Origin of the sequence: Kitasatospora sp. NPDC001309 (genome assembly GCF_042896295.1) — a bacterium.
Lineage (GTDB): Bacteria > Actinomycetota > Actinomycetes > Streptomycetales > Streptomycetaceae > Kitasatospora.
Window position 1 is genome coordinate 56,562 of record NZ_JBIAXC010000030.1, and the last position, 20,077, is coordinate 76,638.

Sequence of the window (20,077 nt, forward strand, 5' to 3'; positions counted from 1 at the left end):
CGAGTACCGGGCCCCGGAGTCCCCGGCCCGGTCCGTTCCCGAGCCAAGCGCCGTGCGGACCGGGCGGTCAACGGGCCGAGACGATCTCGGGCCGAAATACGCCACCGGTGGTACTGCCCCGGAAACCGCCCTGCGAGCGGCCCTGCCGGCGGCACCCCGCAGGCCCCGCAGGCGGCGTCCCGGAAGCCCCGGACGGCCTTGGGAGCGGCACCCCGGACGGCCCGCTCCGCCGCGCTGGCAGAATTGACGTGTGATCGACGCACGACGGCTGCGGACCCTCCGGGCCGTGGCGGACCACCGCACCGTGACCGCCGCGGCGGCCGCCCTCTACCTGACCCCCTCCGCGGTCTCCCAGCAGCTGGCCGCCCTGGAACAGGAGACCGGCCACCACCTGCTGGCCCGGGAGGGCCGGGGCGTGCGGCTGACCGCCGCCGGGGAGATCCTGCTCGGCCACGCCGACGCGGTGCTCGCCCAGCTGGAGCGGGCCGAGGCCGACCTCGCCGCGTACAGCGCGGGCGTCGCGGGCGAGGTCACCGTCGCCTCCTTCGCGACCGGCATCTCGCACGTGCTCGCCCCGGCGATCGGCCTGCTGGCCGGTCGCGCCCCCGGCCTGCGGCTCAAGGTGCTGGACGCCGAGGGCGACGCCAGCCTCCCGATGGTGCTGGACGGCCGCGCCGACCTCGCGGTGGCCGTCGAGTACCGCGGCGCCCCGCGCGCCGACGACGCCCGGCTGACCAGGGTCCCGCTGTACGCCGAACCCTTCGAGGCCGTGCTGCCGCTGGCCCACCCGCTGGCCGCCGAGGCCGGGCCGCTGGCGGTGGCCGCGCTGGCGGACGAGCCGTGGATCGGCCCCTACCCGGGCAACCCCTGCCACGACGTGGTCCTGCTCGCCTGCGAGCACGCCGGCTTCCAGCCGCGCCTGCTGCACTCCTCCGACGACTTCCGCGCCGTCGTCGCCCTGGCCTCGGCGGGCGCCGGTGTCGCCCTGGTGCCGCGCTCCGCGCTCCGCGGGGTGGACCTGGCCCGGGTGGCGGTCCGCCCGGTCGACAGCGACCTCGCCACCCGCCGGGTCTTCGCCGCCGTCCGGGCCGGCGCCGACGGGCACCCGCTGCTCCGCCCGGTCCTCGACTCCCTCGCCGAGGCCGCCGCAGCCGGCGCCTGACCCGCCGACGGAAGCCCGCTCACGGAAGCCGCCACAGGGCCCGTCTCGGGGCCCGTCTCAGGGCCTGTCTCAGGGGCGTCCCGGCGGGCGGTGGCCCGCCCGGCGCGGTGCCGTCGCGCCCTCGGCCGGGCGGGGCATGCGCTCGATGGCGGAGATCAGCGAGGAGCGGGCCACGCCGTGGGCGTCGGCCACGGCGACCAGCTGCCGCAGTTGTTCGGACAGACCCGCGACGTCGCCCTGCGCGGCCCCGGAACGCGCCACGACGATGATTCCGCGACCGCGGCCGAAATCGATGAGTCCTTTGGCGCGCAATTTCCGCAGCGCGCGCAGAACGGTGTTCCGGTTGGCCCGGAAATTCGCGGACAAGTCGCTCGCCGGGGGCAGCGACTCGCCTTCGGCATATTCCCCCCGCTCGATCGACCACTGGATCTGACGCTCGATCCGGACGTGGAGTGGCGATGGTGAGCCCGGCATTGCAATGCTCATGTCGGCAATGTTAACCGACTTGGTCAACGGGGAGTCAAGCTTCGGCTGTGTCAGGATCGCCGGAAGGGGGTCCGCCCGGTAACCGGCGGGTCGAATTCCGGATTCCCCGCGCCGGTTTCCGCCGATCGCCGCACCGGGCACCGCCGAAGGCCTCCACGGACGGTGAGAATGGTGCCAATGGAACCATCCCGCCGAATGGCGGGGGTTTCGCCGGAGCGCCGCCTTCCGCCTGTGCGGGGAGTCCCCCGGTGCCACCGGACACCGCCGCCGGAGGCCCGGACGCCACGGTCCGGCGCCGTCCTGACGCTCCGTAGCCAACGGCGGAACACGGTTGCTTCCGGTTCGAACAGTGCCTACGTTCTGTCCTGTGCGGCCCGGACGGAGCCGCCCCACCGAATCCGTCGGATGGACAACGGGGAGATGACGTGAATGACTTCGCGACCACGACGGCGGCCGCCTCAGGCGGACCCGCCTGGACCCACGCACTGGACCGTGTCGGCCGACTGACACCCCGTGAGCGCGAGGTTTTCGTGATGCTCGCCGAAGGCCTGACCAACCAGCAGATGGCCGCCCGGCTACAGGTCACCGAACGCACCGTGCGGGCCCATCTCACGGCCGTCCTGGAGAAACTCGAACTCGAATCCCGGCTCTCCGGCTGCCTGGCCTCCTACGCCCACCTCATTGCGCCGGACCGCACCCCCAGGGCGCCCGCCGCCTGAATCACGGAAGGCCGCCGGACCGTCGCCGGACTGTCGCCCGCGACAATAGGCACGGAAAGCCCGCCGGGACATCATCGAATCACGGGGGAGGCACCCCCGAACCCGCCCGGGAAACCGGAACGGGACGATTCGAAGGGAATTCGCGATGTCCGACAACGCATTCGACCTGGACGCCCGCATCAGCTCGCCGGTCCAGGGCGGCGGCCAGCTGCCGACGCCGTCGATCAGCACCCTCGCCACCCGCACCATCTGCACCCGGATCGGCTGCAAGGTGACCTCGACCTGTGTCTGCACCACCCTGTGCACCTCGGGCATCTGCTCGAACCCGCAGCAGGACTGACCTCCGGTGAGGTGACGGGTGCTGCCGTGGATACAGGACACGGCAGCACCCGTCCGCCCATTCTCGCGCCGGGCCGCCGCGAACTCCACAGCCGCCGCGAACTCCAGGGCCGCCGCGGACCCCCGGCCCGCCGCGAACTCCGGGACCGTCACCAGGCCGGGGCCGCCACCGCCCCGGCGCCACCCTCCGAGGGAGAACACATGCACACCGTCCGGGAAACCGGCGAACCGTCCGTCCGCACCCCTGACGCCCCGCTCGCCGAACGGGTCCGCGACACGGTGCGCCTCGTGGTGTCCCGGACCGCGACGACCGAGCAGTGGACCGAACTCGCGCTCCGCGCCGCCGACCAGGCCGCCGTGCCGATGGGCTGGTACCCGCCGAGCCTGAGCCACGGCCAGGCCGGCCTCGCCCTGCTCCACCTGTACGCCGCCCGGGCCGGCCTCGGCGACCGCGAGCACGCCCACGGCCACATCCGCGAGGCGGTGCTCGCCACCCAGGTCGAACCGCTCTCCGGCCCCGGCCTGTTCGGCGGCACCGCCGGCCTGGCCCTGGCCCTGGCCGACTGCGCCGAGGACGAACCCCGGTTCCGGCCCAGCCTGCTGCGCCTGTACGACCAGCTCGCCGAGCAGGCGATCGCCACCCCGTGGCCGGAGGACGGGCAGCCGATCAGTGACACCGACTACGACCTGGTCAACGGCGCGGCCGGCGTGCTCACCTGCCTCAGCGCCCTGCCCGAGCCGGGCCCGCGGGTCCGGGAGGCCGCCGCCGTGCTGCTCGACCGGCTGATCCGGCAGGCCGGGCCCGCCGAGCCGGCCGGAACCGCGCGGGGCTGGCTGCTCCGTCCCGAGGTCTACCCGCCGGTCGGCGACCACCACCGGCAGTACCCGCACGGCTACCTCAACCTCGGCGTCTCCCACGGCGTGCCCGGGGTGGCCGTCGCCCTCGCCGCCGCCTGGGCCGCCGGCCACCGCCGCCCCGGCCAGCGCGAGGCCCTCACGGCGCTCACCGGCTGGCTGCTGGGCCACCGGCTGACCGACGACCAGGGCCCGCTGTGGGCCAACGGCGTCCCGGTCGACGAGCTCGGCGCCGAGCGGCCCGTCGCCCACTGCCACGACCAACTCGCCTGGTGCTACGGCAGCGCCGGGATCGCCGCGGCCCTGCTCGCCGTCGCCGACTGCACCGGGGACGACGGGCTGCGCGTCAGTGCCGTCGAGGCCTTCGAGGCCGCGCTGCGCCGGGCCGCCGGCGCCGAGCCGCGCACCCCCACGCTCTGCCACGGCCTGGCCGGACTCGTCATGCTGGCCGAGGAGTTCGGCCCGCACAGCGCGGCGGCCGCGCGGGCGCTGCCCGGACTGCTGGAACGGCTGCTGGCGTACGCCGACCCCCGGCACCCGGTGGTGTTCGCCGACGAGGACCTGCCCGGCAACACCGTCGACGATCCGGGGCTGCTCTCCGGCGCCGCGGGCGTCGCCCTGGCGCTGCTGGCCGCCCTCGCGGACGAGCGGCCCGCCTGGTTCCGCGTCTTCCTGGGGCGGTGAGCCGGGTGTCCCGGTACGTCCCCGCCGACTTCTTCCTGCTGCGCGCGCCCGCGCTGCCGGTCGACGCCTACCACCGGATCAACGCCGACCCGGCCCGCACCCGGGCCGAACTGCTCGCCCTCGCCGAGGACCCGGAGGTCCGCCGGGCGCTGCTGGTGGCCAGCGAGGACCTGGTGGCCGCCCTGGAGCGGCCCGACCGGGCGGACGGGCGCCGCACCCGGCGCCTGCACTCCACGCTGCTGCGCTACCTCACCCGGATGTCCACCCGCCCCACCCCGTTCGGGGCGTTCGCCGGGGTCGCGATGGGTGAGTTCGGCGACCGCACGACCGCCCGGCTGGGCAGCCCGGCGGTCCGCGCCACCCGGGTCCGCAGCGACCTGGAGTGGCTGTTCGCGCTCGTCCACCGGCTGGAGGGCGACCAGGCCCTGCTGCCCCACCTCGACGTGGTCGCCAACTCCACCGCGCACCTCGCCGGGGACCGGATGGTGCTGCCCTTCACCGAGGTGCACGGCGAGCAGGACAAGCGGGCAGTCCGGATCCGGGCCACCGGTCCGGTCCGGCTCGCGCTGGGGACCGCGGCGGCGCCCGTCCCGTACCGGCGGCTGGTCGCGGAACTGGCCGAGGCCTTCCCGGAGGCCGGTGAGGACGCCGTCACCGGTCTGGTCCGCCAGTTGTGGGAGCTCGGCTTCCTCGGCAGCGACCTGCGCCCGCCGCAGACCGAGGCCCGGCCCGACGAGTACCTGCTGAAGAAGGTCGCCGGGCTGCCCGGGGCCGAGGACGTGGCCGAGGGCCTGCGCGCGGTCGTCGACCTGACCCGGACCGCCCACGACGTCGCGGGCCTGCGCGCGCTGGCCGCCGCCCAGACCGCGCTGGTCCCCGAACACCGCGGCCGCACCTACCAGTTGGACGCGGCCCTCGACCTGCGCACACCCACCCTGAACCGTGCCGTCGGCGAAGCCGCCGCCGACGCGGTCGACGTACTGCTGCGGCTGGCCGCCGCCTCCGGCACCGACCACCAGCACCTGGCGCGCTACCGCGAGGAGTTCGTCGAACGCTACGGCGCCGGCGCCCGGGTGCCCGTCCTGGAGGTGCTCGGCGCCGACACCGGCCTGGACGCGCCGCCGCTCTACACCCAGCCCGGCCGCGCCTTCGACCTGCCGCCCACCACCACCCCGCCGGACACCGCCCGGTTCGACGCCGCCCTGCTCGACCTCGCCCAGGAGGCCTGGTGGGAGCGGGCGTTCGAGGTCGAGCTGACCGACGCCAGACTGGACCGGCTCGCCCCGCCCGGCAAGCCCGGCACCGCACCCGTCCTGCCGGTGGTCGACGCCTACCTGAGCATCGAGGCCGCCGACCGGGAGGCGATCGACCGCGGCGAGTGGCGGGCCGTGCTGCGCTCCGACGGGATGGCCCAGGGCGGGCGCACCTTCGGCCGCTTCTTCGACCTGCTCGGGGACGGCGCCGTCGAGCGGCTGCGCGCGTACGCCCGGCGCGAGGAGGCGCTGTTCCCCGACGCCGTGCACGCCGAACTCGCCTTCCGGCCGACCTGGGGCCGCGCCGCCAACGTCGCCGTCCGGCCGCGGATCCGGCCGTACGAGATCCCGGTCAACAGCACCCCGTCGGTGCCGCCGGACCGGGTCGTCCCGCTCGACGACCTGCTGCTCGGCGCCACCGAGGGCCGGCTCTACCTGTGGTCCCGGCGGCTCGGCCGGGAGGTGGTCGTCGCCCAGCACCACATGCTCAGCCCGCTGGTTGCCCCCGACACGGCCCGGTTCCTGCTGGAGGTGTCCTACGACGGGTACGTGCTGCCGGTCGCCTTCGGCTGGGGGCGGCTCGCCCGGGCGCCGTTCCTCCCCCGGGTGGTCCGCGGCCGGGTCGTGCTCCGCCCCGCCCAGTGGCGGCTCACCGCGCCCGACCTCGCCGACCCCGCCGCCTGGCGGGCCCGCTGGAACGTCCCCCGGCACGTCTACCTGGTCGAGGACGACAACCGGCTGCTGCTCGACCTCGACCACCCGCAGACCCTCCCCGAACTGCGCGAGGCGCTCGGACCGGGCGCGGCGCTGACCTTCCAGGAGCTGCTGCCCGTCCACGACCGGCTCTGGCTGACGGACGGGCACGGGCGGCGCCACCACGAGGAGGTCGTCGTCCCGCTGATCGTCCGGGACGCCGCCTCGGCCGCCCGCCACCCGGCCGGCGGCCGGACCACCGCCCCGGTGCCGCGGCACCTGCCCGGCGGCGAGTGGTCGTTCCTCCAGGTGTACGCCGGCCCGGAGCGCCAGGACGAGATCCTCACCGGCCCGCTGCCCGACCTGCTCGCCGAGCTGCGTGCCGAGGGCCTGCTGGACCGCTGGTTCTACCTCCGCTACGCCGACCCCCACCCGCACCTGCGGCTGCGGGTGCGCAGCGCCGACGCGCCGCGCACCCTGGCCCGGCTGCTCGCCTGGGGGCGTGACCTGGCGGGCCGGGGCCTCGCCCGGGACCTCACGGTGGCCTCCTACGCGCCCGAGGTCGCCCGCTACGGCGGCGCCGACTGCTACGACGCCGTCGAGCGGCTCTTCGAGGCCAGCAGCGAGGCCTCGGTCGGGCTGCTCGCCGGCCGCCCCGACCTGCGGCCCGAGCCGCTGCTGGTCGCCGCCGTCGACCTGCTGTACGCCCAGTGGGGCGTCCCGCTGCCGGACCGCGCGGACCTCGCCCCTGGCGGCCGGGCCGACGACGAGGCCGTCCGCCGGTCCTTCCGCGCCGACCGCGACTATCTCTGCGAGCTGCTGCGGCCCTGGCCGCGCCGCCCGCACGAGGAGGGCGCCCGGCACCGGCTGCTGCTCGCCGAGGCCTTCGCCGCCCAGCGGCCCGCCGCCGGTGCGGCCGCGGCGGCGGTCCGCCGGGCCGCCGGGGCCGGGCGGCTGGTCGGCAGCGAGCGGCAGGTGCTCGCCAGCCTCGCGCACCTCCAGGTCAACCGGCTGCTGCCGATCGACCTGGCCCGCGAGGAGCGCGCCTACGGCCTGTGGCGGCACACCCTGCGCGCCGTCCGCGGCCGGCTCGCCGCCGAGGCCGCTGCCGAGGACGCTGCCGAGAACGGCGCCGAGAGCGGCGGCCGCGGCACCGGACGGGAGGGCGGACGATGACCTGGCTGCGCGTCATCGCGCTGTTCTGGCGGCTCAGCCCCGGCAAGGTCACCGGCTACGCGCTCTGCACCGTGCTGAACGCCGCCGTCCCCGGCCTGCAGATCGCGCTCACCGCGCAGGTCGTGCAGAGCGTCGCGGACGCCGTCGGCGGCGTGGCCGGGGCCCGCGACGACGCCCTGCGGGCCGGCTACCAACTGCTCGCCCTCGCCGTGGCGGGCCACCTGCTCGGCATCGCCGTCCAGTACCTGGACTCGCTGCTGCGCCTGGAACTCACCACCAGCATCGGTGAGCAGGTGATGCGCAAGGGCATCACCCTGGATCTCCAGCAGTACGAGGACGCCGACGCGTACGACAAGCTCCAGCGGGCCTTCCAGGAGAGCAACGGCGGCCGCGTCTACCAGCTGTTCGCCGAGATGCTGGAGGCCGCCCGCGAACTGGTCACCCTGCTGTCCGTCAGCGCGGTGCTGTTCGCCTGGAGCCCCTGGGTGGCGCTGGTCATCCTGGCGGCCCCGGTCCCCTCGGTGATCGCCCACATGGCGTTCGGCCACAAGGTCTTCGAGATCGAGTACGCCCGTACGGCCGACCGTCGGCGGCTGTACTACTACCAGTACCTGACCACCACCGACCACTCCTTCAAGGAGGTCCGGCTCTTCCAGCTCGGCCCCTACCTGCTGGACCGCTACCGGGAGCTGGTCCACCGCTTCTTCCGGATCGACCGCGGCGTGGCCCGCCGCCAGTCCGTCACCGTCGGCGGCTTCGGCCTGCTGAGCGTGCTCGCCTCCTCCGGCGCCCTGCTGTGGGCGATCCGGGACGCCGCCGACGGCAGCCGGGTGGGCGAGCTGGCCGGCTACCTCCAGGCCATCGGCACGGTGCAGGTGGCCGCGCACGGACTGCTGCTCGGCGCCGCCGCGCTCTACAAGGACACCCTCTTCCTCGGCAACCTGTTCGGCTTCCTCGACCTCCCGGAACGCCGGATCGCCGGCGGCGACCGGCCCTTCCCGGCCACCCTGCGCGAGGGCATCGAGTTCCGTGACGTCAGCTTCCGCTACCCCGGCACCGACCGGCCCGTCCTGGACCGGCTCAGCTTCCGCATCCCGGCCGGCGCCTGCGTCGCCCTGGTGGGCCAGAACGGCGCCGGCAAGACCACCGTCGTCAAGCTGCTGACCCGGATGTACGAGCCGACCGGCGGCCAGATCCTGATCGACGGCGTCCCGATCGAGGAGTACGACATCGACGGGCTGCAACGGAACATGGGCGTGATCTTCCAGGACTTCATCCGCTACGAGATGAGCGTGCGGCACAACATCGGCTTCGGCCGGGTCGAGTCGCTGGACGACCTCGACCGGGTCCGGCAGGCCGCCGGGTCGGCCGGCGCGGCCCCCGTCGTGGACGCCCTGCCCGGCGGCTACGACACCATGCTCGGCCGGCACTTCGAGGAGGGCCACCAGCTCTCCGGCGGCCAGTGGCAGAAGATCGCCCTGTCCCGGGCGTTCATGCGCCGGGCCCCGATCGTCGTCCTCGACGAACCGACCGCCGCGATCGACGCCGAGGCCGAGGCCGAGATCTTCGGACGGCTGCGCGAGATCGCGGGCGAGTCCACCTCCCTGGTCATCGCCCACCGCTTCTCCACCGTCCGGATCGCCGACCGGATCGTCGTCGTCGCGAACGGCCGGCTGGCGGAGGAGGGCACCCACGACGAACTGCTCCGGGCCGAGGGCGTCTACGCCCGGCTCTTCCGCCTCCAGGCGGCCGGCTACCTCGCCGACAGTGCCCCGCACTGACCGTCCCGTACTGACCGTCCCCGTACTGCCCGCGACGCACCGACTGCCGCCGTGCTGCCCGTCCCGGTTCCGACCGTCCCCGCACCGAAAGCCGACCCGTGCCCATCTCCGTCGTCCTCCCGGTCATGCCCAGCGACCCGGCCCAGCTCGTCCCGTACGCCGAACTCGTGCGGGAGGGCCGGGCGGCGCGGCTGTGGCAGGGCCAGTCACTGCGCCTGGAGACCCACCAGGCCTTCGCCTACCTGGCCGGGCTCGGCCACCGGGTGCCGGTGGGCACCGCCGTCGCGCTGATGCCCCTGCGGCACGAGCTCGACGCCGCCCTCCAGGCCCGCTCGCTGGCCCGGCTGACCGGCCACCGGACCGTCCTCGGCCTCGGGCCGGGCGCCGCCGACTTCGTGGCCGAACTGCGCGGCGCGCCCTACCCGCGCCCCGGCGAGGCGGCCGCCGGGTACCTGCGCACCGTCCGGGCGCTGCTCGCCGGGGCCGCCCACGGCGGACTGCCGGACGAACTCGACCACCCCGGTGTGGAGCTGGGCCTCGGAGTGCTCCGCCCGGCGCTGGCCCGGGTGGCCGGGCGGGAGGCCGACGCGGCCATCACCTGGATGACCCCGCCCGGGTACCTGCGGGACGTCCTCACCCCGGCGCTGGCCCGGGGCGCGGCCGAGGCGGGCCGGCCGGTGCCCAGGCTGGTCACCGTCGTCCACGCGGCCCTGGACCGCCCGGGGCGCAACCCGTACCGGCTCGCCTACGACGCCGCCCACGCGCACCTGGCCTCGCCGCACTACACCGACATGCTCCGCCGGGCCGGGCTGCGGGTGCACCCGTCCAGCCCCTCGCTGGGCGCCCGGGCCCTGGTCGACTCCGGCACCTTCGTCCACGGCGACGCCGACGCGGTGGCGGCCGGCCTGGCCGCCTACGGCCGGGCCGGGGTCGACGAGGTGGTGGTCAACGTCGCGGGCGTGGCCGTCGCCGAAGGGGCCGGGGCGGCGCTGGCGGACCTCCGGGAGATCCTCGACGCCGTTCGGAGGAAAGACTGTTGATCAGGCGTCAGATCCCGGGCTCCCGTGGTCGGACCCGCCCACTCGTTCGCGTAGGATCGGATGCCGGGGCGGCGCGGAAGGGGCGGACATGGGCGATGACGTGACGGACTGGCTGGCGGCGAACGCCGTCCCGCTCGACAGCCTGGATGCCGGGGCTCCGGCCGGCGACCTGGCTCCGCTGCGCCGGGTGCTGGGGGAGGCCCGGGTCGTCGGGCTCGGCGAATCCACCCACGGGACGGCCGAGTTCTTCCGGCTCAAGCACCGGCTGCTCGAATTCCTGGTCCGCGAACTCGACTTCGGGGCCCTGGCCATGGAGGCCAGCGCGGCCTCCGCCGGGGCGGTGGACGCCTACGTCCGGTACGGCACCGGCGACCCGGTCACCGCCCTGGACCGGCTGGGCTTCTGGACCTGGAAGACCTACGAAGTGCTCGCCCTGGTCGAATGGTTGCGCGAGCACAACCGGGCGCTGCCCGAGGCCCGGCGGGTGCGCTTCGTCGGCGTCGATCCGCAGCGCAGCGCCGGATCGGCCGAGGAGGTCCACGCCTTCCTCCGGCAGGTGGCGCCCGAGCGGGCCGCCGCCGTGCACCGCACCCTGCGGGCGATCGGCGACAGCACACCGGCCGGGGACCTCGAAGGCGGCGGTGAACTGCACGCCGGTGCCCGGCAGTTGCTCGACGAACTGGTGGACCGCCGGGAGGACCATGCGGCCCTGGCCGGTGCCGCCGCCACCGACCGGGCGATCGCCCACGCCCGCAACCTGGTCCGGGCCGCCGACCTGGCCCGCCGCCCACCGCTGGGCACCGACGGCAGGACCGAGGAGGGATCGCTCGCCGCCCGGGACCGCCACATGGCCGAGGCCGTCGCCGAACTCCACGACGGCACCGGGCTGCGGACGGCCGTGTGGGCCCACAACAGCCACGTGATGACCGGCCGTTACGCGGCCGGCGTCCCCGCCATGGGCCGCCACCTCCGGGAGCGCTACGGCGACGGCTACTACGCCCTCGGCCTGCTCCTCGGCAAGGGCGCCTTCCGGGCCCGCACCGGCTCCACCCGGGCCCGCCCGCCGCGCCGGCACGGCATCGGCGGCGGCGGACCGAAGTCCGTCGAGGGCCGGCTCGCCGCCGCCCACCGCGACGACCACCTGATCGACCTGCGCGCCGCCCGCGGCGAGCCCGCCGTCGAGGCCTGGTTGGCCGAACGCCACTACCTGCGCAGCTTCGGCGCGGGCGTGCCCCGCTTCAGCTACCGCTTCGAACTGGCGCCGACGGTGCTGGCCGAGGAGTACGACGGCCTCGCCTACGTCCGCCGCTCCACCTGCACGCGGCCCCTGCCACTGCCCCCGGAGCCCGGCAGCCGCTGACCGGTAGCCGGCGGATCAGCGCTGGATCTCGACCCGGGCCCGCTCGTCCGGCGTGCCGATGTCCCAGAAGCGGACCGTGCCGCGCGCGCCGCCGTAGGCGCCCGTACCGCCGGTGACGGCCATGTCGAGCGGGGCGCCCGAGCCGTTCGTCCAGAGCGACTGCATCGTCAGCGAGCCGCCCTCGACCTCGATGGTGAGCAGGCAGTGCTTGGTGACCTCCGCGCCGTGGACCTGGACGACCTGGCAGCTTCCGCCCCCGCGGCCGACGGTGCGGCCGTCCTGGACGGTGCCGCCGGAGTAGACGTCCTGGTCGCCCAGGCTCGGCCCGGCCGGGCCGACGTCCACGGTCTCGTACTGGTCGTTCTGGAGCTTGAGTTCGAGCACCTCGACGCGGCCCGGCCGCGGGGCGTCGGCGTCCGCGCTGCCCACGGCGGCGAGGCCGATCGCGGCGGTGGCCAAGGAGGCGGCGACGATCCTCCTGGCCGTCAGGTGCCTGCTGCTGCGTGCGGTGGTGGCCATGGTGGACCCTTTCGTCGAGAACCCTGGTGTGCACTCCCTCGACGCTATGACCTGCGGGCCCGTCCCTTCCAAGACCGATTCCGCTATCACGCCATGCCCTCGCGGGCATGATCGGCAGGGGCGGACCGCGGCCGCACCCGTCCCGGTGGCCCCCGACCCGGAGGCCCCCGAACCGCCCCCGAACCGCCGTCGGCCCGTCGCCCGGTAGGGTCGGGCCGCAGGGTTCGTACGCGTCCGGGGAGGGGGAGTGCCGTGAGCGCCGTGCCGGTCACCGTCCGGTCGGTCACCGTCCGGACAGTCACCGTTTGGGCGGAGCTGCGACGGCGGCCGCTGGGCTTCCTGTGGTCGGCGTGGCCGCTGCGCGTCTGGGCGTTCCTGCTGACCGGCACCCTCCAGGGCACCGCCGTGCTGGTGCTGCTCGCGGTGCTGCTGTTCGTCGGCCTCGGGCTGTCCGTGGTCGGGATCGGCCTGCTGGTGCTGGCCGGGACGGCCGTGCTCGGGGTGCCGCTCGGCGCGCTGGAGCGGCGGCGGCTGCTGCTGGTCGAGCCGGTGCCGCTGGCCGACCCGCACGGTGCGCTGCCCGGCGCGGGGGCGGCCGTCCGGCTGCGGAGCAGGCTCAGGGAGCGGGCCACCTGGCGCGAACTGGCGTACCTGCTGGTCCAGGCCGTGCTGTTCACGGCGAGCGGCCTCGGCTTCGTCGCGCTGTTCGGGTTCTCGCTGCTGCTGTCGGCGGCGCCGGTGTTCGTGTGGGCGGTCAGCCCGGACACCGTGATGCTGATCCCCGGTCAGCCGATCTCGCAGCCGCTCGCGGCCCTGCCCGGCACCGCCGCCGGGCTGCTCGGCCTGGTGCTCTGCGCCTACACCGGGGCCCTGCTGGCCGGGGCGCAGGTGTGGACGGCGCAGCTGCTGCTCGCGGCGCGGGACGAGGACCTGAGCGGCCGGGTCACCGAACTCACCCGCTCCCGAGCCCGGTTGGTGGACGCCTTCGAGGCGGAGCGGCGCCGGATCGAGCGCGACCTGCACGACGGCGCCCAGCAGCAGCTGGTGGCCCTGAGCATGACCCTGGGCCTGGCCGAACTGGAGCTGCGCGGCCGGGAGCCGGCCGCCGCCGAACTCGTCACCCGGGCCCGCGGCGAGGCCCGGCGGGCGCTGGAGCAGCTGCGCACCCTGGTGCGCGGGATCCACCCCCAGGTGCTGACCGACCACGGACTGCCCGCCGCCGTCGCCGAGTTGGCGCTGCGCCACCCCGTCCCGGTCACCGTCGACATCGACCTGCCGCACCGGCTGCCCGGCCCGGTGGAGACCGCCGCGTACTTCACCGTCACCGAGGCGCTGACCAACGCCGCCAAGCACAGCGGCGCCGGCGAGGTCGACGTCGCGGCGCGCCTGGAGGACGGGAAGCTCGTGCTGCTCGTCACCGACAACGGCCGTGGCGGGGCCGATCCCGCCGCCGGCGCCGGCCTCCAGGGGCTGGCCGACCGGGTGGCCATCCTGAGAGGACGACTCATCGTGACCAGCCCCGTCGGCGGACCGACCCGACTGCGCGTGGAGGTCCCGTGCTCCGGGTAGTGCTCGCCGAGGACGCCGTACTGCTGCGGGCCGGCCTGGTGGAGCTGCTCGGCCGGGTCGGGCACCGGGTGGTCGCCGCGGTCGGCGAGGCCGGGGAGCTGGCCCGGGCCGTCGACGCCGAACGGCCCGACGTCGTCATCACCGACGTCCGGATGCCGCCGGACTTCCGCGACGAGGGGCTCCGGGCCGCCGTCGAACTGCGCGCCCGGCACCGGGGGTTGCCCGTCCTGGTGCTCTCCCAGTACGTGGCGACGGCCTACGCGACCCGGCTGCTCGGCGAGGACTCCGCCACCGGGGGCGGCCTCGGCTACCTGCTCAAGGACCGGGTCGGCGAGGTCACCGACTTCATCGACGCGCTGGAGCGGGTGGCGGCCGGGCAGACCGTGCTGGACCCGGAGGTGGTCCGGGTGCTGCTCGGGCAGCGCACCGCCGACGAGCCGTTGAAGCGGCTCACCCCGCGCGAGCGGGAGGTGCTGGGGCTGATGGCGGAGGGGCTCAACAACCAGTCGATCGCCCAGCGGCTGACCGTCACCGAGGCCTCGGTGGTCAAGCACGCCGGCAACATCTTCATGAAGCTGGACGTCGACCCGGTGGAGGGCAACCGGCGGGTGCTGGCGGTGCTGGCGTACCTGCGGGGGCGGCCGGTCATCCCGCCGGCGGGGCGGTGACGGGGCGCAGCTCCGCGCCGGGGGTGAGCAGGTGGGTGAGCCGCTCGGCCGAGGCCTCCCAGGACCACTGGTCGGCCACCCAGCGGCGGCCCCGCCGCCCGAACTCCCGGGCCCGGTCCCGGTCCAGCAGGGCCGCCGTGACGGCGTCGGCCACGGCCGGCACGGACCGGCCGTCCACCACGCTCCCGGTCCGGCCGTCCAGGACGGCGTCGGGCGCGCCGCCGGAGCGGCCGGCCACCACGGGCAGGCCGCCGGCCGCGGCCTCCAGCAGGACGATGCCGAGGCCCTCCGCCTCCAGGCCGGCCCGCCTGGTCCGGCACGGCATGGCGAAGACGTCCGCCGCCGCGTAGTACCGGGCGGTCGCGTCGTGCTCCAGTCCGCCGGCGAACACCACGGCGCCCGGCGCGAGCCGGTCCGCCAGCCCGCGCAGCCGCCGCTCGTCGGGGCCCTGCCCGACCAGCAGCAGGACGGCGTCCGGGACACTCCGGCGGATCAGCGGCAGCGCCCGGATCAGGGCGTCCTGGCCCTTGCGGGGCACCAGCCGGGACACGCAGAGGACCACCGGGGCGTCACCGAGGCCGTACTCGGCGCGGACCGCCCGGCGGTGCTCCGCCGAGGGCCGGAACGTCCCCGCGTCCACACCGGGGACGAGCCGTTCCAGCCGGGCCCGCGGCCCCAGCGCGGGGGCGATCCGGCGGCGGGTGTACTCGCCGAGGTAGGTGACCACGTCCACGTGGTCGCCTATCCGGCGCAGCAGCCGGCGGGCCAGCGGGGCGCGGGCCCACCAGATCTCGTGGCCGTGGGTGGTGGCGACGCTCCGTTCGATCCCGCCGCGGCGCAGCGCGGGCGCCATCGCGGCCAGCGGCGCGGCGGCGCCGAACCAGACCCGGTCGCAGCCGTGGGCGCGGGCGATCTCCAGCGTCCGGCGGGTGACCCGGGCGGTGGGCAGCAGGGTGCGGGCCGGGTCGCGGACCACCGGGAAGGGCAGGGTGGCGTCGTACCGGGCGGCGCCCGGTTCGGCGGAGGTGTGGACGACCACGTCGTGGTCCGGCACGCGGACGGCCATCGCGTGCACGAAGGTCTCGATGCCGCCCTGCCGGGGCGGGAAGTCGTTGGTGACGATCAGGGTGGTGCCCATGGGTGTCGGTGCCTCGTATCCGGGAGGGGTGGTCGGTCAGACGAAGAGGGGGTTCGGGCGGTCGGCGCCGGTCCGCGGGGCCGGGGCGGAGGCGGCGGCGGGAACCGGGCGAGCCCCGGGCACGACGCGGGCCCAGAGCGCCAGCACGACGGGCAGCGCCAGGTAGCCGAAGCGGCCGGCCGGGGCCAGCAGGAAGGCGGCGCCCAGGCCGAGGGCCAGCCGGTCGGCGGCGGCGACCAGAGAGCGGGGCGGCCGGCGCACCAGGGAGACGGCGACGGCCAGGCCGGCGGCCAGCAGCAGGGCGAGCGCCGCCCACCAGCCGGCCGGGCCGAGGTCGGCGAGCAGCTTGCCCGGCAGCGGGCTGGCGGCCTCGGTGCGCAACTCGCCGCGGCCGAGCGGGAAGGCCAGCACCTGGGCGACCATCGGTCCGGGGGCGAGCAGGGCGGCGGGCAGAGCCAGGGCGGCGGTGCCGAGCAGCGCCGTGCCGCAGCCGCAGGCGGCGGCTCGCCGGCCGGCCGTGGCGGCCAGCAGGGCGACGGCGACGGCCACCGCGGGCCAGGCCGTCCACTTGAGCGCACAGGCCGCGGCCAGCGCCAGCCCGGTGGCGGCCGGGCGGCCCGCCGAGGCCAGCGCGAGGGCCAGGCAGAGCAGGCCGGTCAGCGGGAGGTCGACACCGCTGACCGCGAGCGGCAGCGCCACGACCGGCGAGGCGACCAGGGCCGCGAGGGCCGGGAGGGCCGCCCCGGCCGGTACCGGGCCCCGGTTCCGTCCGGTGCCCGTTCCGTCCTCCGGCGCGGCGGCGCGCAGCACCCGGTGGGCGAGCCACAGGCCGCCGAGGAACACGGCGGCGCACCACAGCCGGGGATCGCCCGCCAGCCGGGCCGGCAGGCCGTCGGCGCCGAGCACCGCGCGCGGCACGCCCAGCAGGGCCATCGCCGGCAGGTAGGGCGTCACCTCGGCCACCGTGCGCGGCTCGTCGAGGTACGGGGAGCCCTGGTGCAGCAGCAGCGAGCCGGACCGTTCGATCACCCCGACCTCGCTCTGCCCGGCCCCGGAGAGCACCAGCAGCAGCAGCGGCAGGACGACCGCCCCGGCCAGGGCCAGCGCGGTCGAGCGGGCCGGGGCGTCCCGCCGCGCGGGCAGCAGGACGGCGACCGCCGCGAGGAGGTAGCCGACCGCGGCGACGGCGCCCCAGGTCCGGTGCGGCCCGAGCGGCGAGACGAGGGGGAACACGGCGGCCCAGGCGGCGCAGGCGAGCCAACCGGCGCACCAGTACCACCTGCGCCCGTCCGCTCCCGGAGCCCGGCGGGGCTGGTGAGTGAGCACCTCACCATTGCAGCCGCGGCGGGTGGGTGACGTCATGACAGCCAGGTCGAGGAACGGTGGTCGGGTTTCCCCTACCGTCCCGGCCCCACCGACCGGCCCCGCCGAGCCCCGCCCGCACCCACCCGACCCCGGCCGGGGATCGTGCCCGAACCGCCGTACGACGGACCGCGTAGGGTGGCGGAACCATGACCGGCCGCACCCCAGGAGCCCCCATGACCTCGACCGTCGTCCCCGCCGGCCCGCTGCCGGTCGGGGTGATCGGCCTCGGCGACATCGCGCAGAAGGCGTACCTGCCGGTGCTCACCGCCCTGCCCGGGCTCGACCTGCGCCTGATGACCCGGGACCGGGCCAAGCTGGACCGGCTGGGGGAGACCCACCGGATCGACGCCGCAAGCCGGTTCACCGACCTGGGCGCGCTGATCGACAGCGGCATCCGGGCCGCCTTCGTGCACGCGGCCACCGACCAGCACGTGCCGATCGTCGAGCGGCTGCTCGGCGCCGGGGTGGACGTGTACGTGGACAAGCCGCTCGACTACACCGTGGACGGCGCCCGCCGGCTGGTCGACCTCGCCGACCGCACCGGCCGCTCGCTGATGGTCGGCTTCAACCGGCGCCACGCCCCCGGCTACGCCCAGGCGTTGGAGCGCCCGCGCGACCTGATCGTGCTGCAGAAGAACCGCGAGGGCCTGCCCGAGGCCGCCCGGACGCTGGTCTTCGACGACTTCGTGCACGTGGTGGACACCCTGCGGTTCCTGGTCCCCGGCGAGATCGAGCAGGTGGACGTCCGGGCCCGCAAGGACCGCGAGGGCCTGGTGGAGCACGTGGTGCTGACGCTCGGCGGGGAGGGCTTCACCGCACTCGGCATCATGAACCGGGTCTCCGGCTCGACCGAGGAGGTGCTGGAGGTCTCCGGCGGCGACTCCAAGCGCGAGGTGCGCAACCTCGCCGAGGTCATCGACCACCGGGGCCAGCCCACCGTCCGGCGGCGTGGCGACTGGGTTCCGGTGGCCCGTCAGCGCGGGATCGAGCAGTGCGTGCTGGGCTTCCTGGACGCCGTCCGGGCCGGGAAGACCCTGGACGCCCACGACGCGCTGCGCACCCATGAGTTGTGCGAGCTGATCGTGGAACGGATCGGGTAAAGCCGGGCAAAGGCACGGTCAAACTGGGGAATTGCTGGGCGGCTGCTGGAAGGAGCCTGGGAAAGAGCCGAATCGACGCTTCCGCACGTCACCGGGCCGGAACCGACAGTTCATTGACGAGGTCTTGTCGGGGCATTTTCTACGCGCGTATCTTGAGGGCGCCGCGGGGGAACGGGAGCCGTCCCCCGCTCTCTCCCGACCTTCCTTCTACGCGAGTAGCGTCCGCTGCCCGAGCTAGGAGCCATGCCCCGGTGACCACCGCCTCCGCCCCCCGCCCCCGCAGAGCCGCCCTGTTGCGCGCCGCCGTCGCCCCGGCCGCACTCGCCGTCTCGCTGGTGCTCGTCCCGCTGCCGTCCGCCGTCGCCGCCGGTGCGGCCGCCGCCCCGCCCGCGCCCACCGAGGCCGGTCCGCTGCGGATCCACGACATCCAGGGCACCACCCGGGTCTCCCCGCAGGCCGGAAAGCCGGTCACCGGCGTGCCCGGAATCGTCACCGGTGTGCGCGCGTACGGCAGTTCCAAGGGATTCTGGCTGCAGGACCCGAACCCGGACGCCGACCCGGCCACCAGCGAGGGCATCTTCGTCTTCACCGGCGGAAACCCGACCGTGAAGGTCGGCGACTCGGTGCTGGTCAGCGGAAAGGTCACCGAGTACTACCCGAACTCCTCGGGCGGCTCGCAGTCCGTCACCGAGCTCACCGGCCCCGCCGTCACGGTGCTCTCGGCCGGCAACCCGCTGCCCGCCCCCGTGGTGGTGGACACCCGCAACATCCCCGGCACCTACGCCCCGCCGGCCGGGCCCGACGGCAGCATCGACGCCGGTCGGCTCGACCCGGAGAAGTACGCCCTGGACTTCTACGAGTCGCTGGAGGGCATGCTCGTCCAGGTCAAGGACGTCCGGGTGATACAGGCGACCGACAAGTACAACGAGCTCTGGGTCGCCGCCGACCGCCAGGACCAGCGCAGCAAGCGCGGCGGCGTGCTCTACGAGTCCTACCGCGAGCCCAACGTCGGCCGCCTGATGGTGCAGCAGCAGGCCGCCGTCACCCAGCAGCCCTTCCCGGTCGCCAACGTCGGCGACGAGCTGACCGGCACCACCACCGGCCCGCTGGACTACAACTCCTTCGGCGGCTACACCCTGGTGGCCGGCACCCTCGGCACCCTCAAGGACAACCACCTCCAGCGCGAGGTCACCCCGCAGGCGGGCGAGCGCGAACTCACCGTCGCCACCTACAACGTGGAGAACCTGGCCGCCACCAACCCGGACGCCAAGTTCGCCGAGCTGGCCCAGGGCATCGTCACCAACCTGCGCTCGCCCGACATCGTCGCCCTGGAGGAGATCCAGGACAACAACGGCGCCAAGAGCGACGGCACCGTCGACGCGAGCCAGACCGTCGCCAGGTTCCTCGCCGCGATCAAGGCGGCCGGCGGCCCCGCCTACGACTGGCGCTCGGTCGACCCCCAGGACGGCAAGGACGGCGGCGAGCCCGGCGGCAACATCCGCCAGGTCTTCCTGTTCAACCCCCAGCGGGTCTCCTTCACCGACATCCCCGGCGGCAGCGCCACCGCCGCCGTCGGCGTCACCGGCAGCGGCGCCGCCACCGCGCTCACCGCCTCGCCCGGCCGGATCGCGCCCACCGACGACGCCTGGACCAACAGCCGCAAGCCGCTGGTCGGCCAGTTCGCGTTCCGCGGCCAGAAGGTCTTCGTGATCGCCAACCACTTCAACAGCAAGGGCGGCGACCAGGGCATCGACAGCCGCTTCCAGGCCCCGACCCGCAGCTCCGAGGTGCAGCGGGTCAAGCAGGCCACCGTCGAGCAGGCCTTCGTCGCCGGGCTGCTGGCCGCCGACAAGCAGGCCAGGATCGTCTCGCTCGGCGACTTCAACGACTACCAGTTCTCGCCCGCGCTGGCCGCGCTCACCAAGGGCGGCGTGCTGCGCGACCTGGTGAACGAGCTGCCGGAGACCGAGCAGTACTCCTACGTCTACCAGGGCAACTCCCAGGTGCTCGACCACGTCCTGGTCAGCCCCGAGCTCGGCTACGCCAAGTACGACGTGGTGCACATCAACGCCGAGTTCGCCCAGCAGGCCAGCGACCACGACCCGCAGGTGGTCCGCCTCAAGCCGTGACCTGAGCTGCGGTTATCCTGCCTCCGTCGTCGGCGACCGCC

General features: G+C 75.4%; 16 protein-coding genes. 12 read left to right on the forward strand and 4 right to left on the reverse strand.

Annotation, left to right across the window (positions count from 1 at the left end; genetic code table 11):
* The first annotated feature begins 250 nt into the window (after positions 1 to 250).
* Positions 251 to 1,162: a LysR family transcriptional regulator gene (locus tag ACFY2K_RS27355; RefSeq protein ID WP_375886478.1), complete on the forward strand. Its 912-nt coding sequence runs from the start codon at positions 251 to 253 to the stop codon at positions 1,160 to 1,162.
* 69 nt (positions 1,163 to 1,231) lie between these two features.
* On the opposite strand, the gene ACFY2K_RS27360 is transcribed toward ACFY2K_RS27355, so the two are convergent.
* Positions 1,232 to 1,648, reverse strand: coding sequence for a GntR family transcriptional regulator (locus ACFY2K_RS27360; protein WP_375886481.1), 417 nt, complete (start codon positions 1,646 to 1,648; stop codon positions 1,232 to 1,234).
* A gap of 425 nt (positions 1,649 to 2,073) precedes the next feature.
* On the opposite strand from ACFY2K_RS27360, the gene ACFY2K_RS27365 reads away from it, so the two are divergent.
* From ACFY2K_RS27365 to ACFY2K_RS27395, 7 genes are all read left to right on the forward strand, one after another.
* Positions 2,074 to 2,367 carry a helix-turn-helix transcriptional regulator gene (locus ACFY2K_RS27365; RefSeq protein WP_375886482.1) on the forward strand — a complete coding sequence of 98 codons (294 nt, stop codon included), beginning with the start codon at positions 2,074 to 2,076 and terminating at the stop codon, positions 2,365 to 2,367.
* A gap of 145 nt (positions 2,368 to 2,512) precedes the next feature.
* Complete coding sequence (locus ACFY2K_RS27370; RefSeq protein WP_375886484.1) at positions 2,513 to 2,707, forward strand: FDLD family class I lanthipeptide; 195 nt, start codon at positions 2,513 to 2,515, stop codon at positions 2,705 to 2,707.
* 200 nt (positions 2,708 to 2,907) lie between these two features.
* Positions 2,908 to 4,245, forward strand: coding sequence for a lanthionine synthetase C family protein (locus ACFY2K_RS27375; RefSeq protein ID WP_387714846.1), 1,338 nt, complete (start codon positions 2,908 to 2,910; stop codon positions 4,243 to 4,245).
* Between the two features lie 5 nt (positions 4,246 to 4,250).
* A complete protein-coding gene (locus ACFY2K_RS27380) occupies positions 4,251 to 7,367 on the forward strand; it encodes a lantibiotic dehydratase (RefSeq protein ID WP_387714849.1) in 3,117 nt (1,038 codons plus the stop codon).
* Positions 7,364 to 9,148: an ABC transporter ATP-binding protein gene (locus ACFY2K_RS27385; RefSeq protein WP_380524432.1), complete on the forward strand. Its 1,785-nt coding sequence runs from the start codon at positions 7,364 to 7,366 to the stop codon at positions 9,146 to 9,148. The genes ACFY2K_RS27380 and ACFY2K_RS27385 overlap by 4 nt, the downstream gene beginning before the upstream one ends.
* Before the next feature lie 98 nt (positions 9,149 to 9,246).
* Positions 9,247 to 10,188 (forward strand): LLM class flavin-dependent oxidoreductase, encoded by a 942-nt coding sequence (locus ACFY2K_RS27390; RefSeq protein ID WP_380524431.1) that lies wholly within the window; start codon positions 9,247 to 9,249, stop codon positions 10,186 to 10,188.
* An 88-nt stretch (positions 10,189 to 10,276) separates the two neighbouring features.
* Positions 10,277 to 11,548 (forward strand): erythromycin esterase family protein, encoded by a 1,272-nt coding sequence (locus ACFY2K_RS27395; protein ID WP_380524430.1) that lies wholly within the window; start codon positions 10,277 to 10,279, stop codon positions 11,546 to 11,548.
* A gap of 15 nt (positions 11,549 to 11,563) precedes the next feature.
* On the opposite strand, the gene ACFY2K_RS27400 is transcribed toward ACFY2K_RS27395, so the two are convergent.
* Entirely contained in the window at positions 11,564 to 12,067 is a 504-nt protein-coding gene (locus ACFY2K_RS27400) for a hypothetical protein (RefSeq protein ID WP_387714854.1), read from the reverse strand.
* A gap of 252 nt (positions 12,068 to 12,319) precedes the next feature.
* On the opposite strand from ACFY2K_RS27400, the gene ACFY2K_RS27405 reads away from it, so the two are divergent.
* Complete coding sequence (locus ACFY2K_RS27405; protein ID WP_387714857.1) at positions 12,320 to 13,636, forward strand: sensor histidine kinase; 1,317 nt, start codon at positions 12,320 to 12,322, stop codon at positions 13,634 to 13,636.
* Entirely contained in the window at positions 13,624 to 14,304 is a 681-nt protein-coding gene (locus tag ACFY2K_RS27410) for a LuxR C-terminal-related transcriptional regulator (protein ID WP_387714859.1), read from the forward strand. Before ACFY2K_RS27405 ends, ACFY2K_RS27410 begins: the two co-directional genes overlap by 13 nt.
* Here the strand turns inward: ACFY2K_RS27410 and ACFY2K_RS27415 are convergent.
* Positions 14,282 to 15,442 (reverse strand): glycosyltransferase family 4 protein, encoded by a 1,161-nt coding sequence (locus tag ACFY2K_RS27415; protein ID WP_387714862.1) that lies wholly within the window; start codon positions 15,440 to 15,442, stop codon positions 14,282 to 14,284. The two genes, ACFY2K_RS27410 and ACFY2K_RS27415, sit on opposite strands and share 23 nt — an antisense overlap.
* A gap of 36 nt (positions 15,443 to 15,478) precedes the next feature.
* Complete coding sequence (locus ACFY2K_RS27420; RefSeq protein ID WP_387714864.1) at positions 15,479 to 16,768, reverse strand: hypothetical protein; 1,290 nt, start codon at positions 16,766 to 16,768, stop codon at positions 15,479 to 15,481.
* Between the two features lie 242 nt (positions 16,769 to 17,010).
* On the opposite strand from ACFY2K_RS27420, the gene ACFY2K_RS27425 reads away from it, so the two are divergent.
* Positions 17,011 to 17,907 (forward strand): Gfo/Idh/MocA family protein, encoded by an 897-nt coding sequence (locus ACFY2K_RS27425; protein ID WP_387714919.1) that lies wholly within the window; start codon positions 17,011 to 17,013, stop codon positions 17,905 to 17,907.
* A 251-nt stretch (positions 17,908 to 18,158) separates the two neighbouring features.
* The gene (locus ACFY2K_RS27430) at positions 18,159 to 20,036 is read left to right on the forward strand and encodes an endonuclease/exonuclease/phosphatase family protein (protein WP_387714867.1); all 1,878 of its coding nucleotides are present in this window, start codon (positions 18,159 to 18,161) and stop codon (positions 20,034 to 20,036) included.
* Positions 20,037 to 20,077: the final 41 nt, after the last annotated feature.

Excerpts from the sequence above, each read along its gene's own strand:
- ACFY2K_RS27375 (WP_387714846.1), top strand. The coding sequence starts at position 2,908 with ATGCACACCGTCCGGGAAACCGGCGAACCGTCCGTCCGCACCCCTGAC.
- ACFY2K_RS27360 (WP_375886481.1), bottom strand. The coding sequence starts at position 1,648 with ATGAGCATTGCAATGCCGGGCTCACCATCGCCACTCCACGTCCGGATC.
- ACFY2K_RS27400 (WP_387714854.1), bottom strand. The coding sequence starts at position 12,067 with ATGGCCACCACCGCACGCAGCAGCAGGCACCTGACGGCCAGGAGGATC.
- ACFY2K_RS27385 (WP_380524432.1), top strand. The coding sequence starts at position 7,364 with ATGACCTGGCTGCGCGTCATCGCGCTGTTCTGGCGGCTCAGCCCCGGC.
- ACFY2K_RS27395 (WP_380524430.1), top strand. The coding sequence starts at position 10,277 with ATGGGCGATGACGTGACGGACTGGCTGGCGGCGAACGCCGTCCCGCTC.
- ACFY2K_RS27370 (WP_375886484.1), top strand. The coding sequence starts at position 2,513 with ATGTCCGACAACGCATTCGACCTGGACGCCCGCATCAGCTCGCCGGTC.
- ACFY2K_RS27415 (WP_387714862.1), bottom strand. The coding sequence starts at position 15,442 with ATGGGCACCACCCTGATCGTCACCAACGACTTCCCGCCCCGGCAGGGC.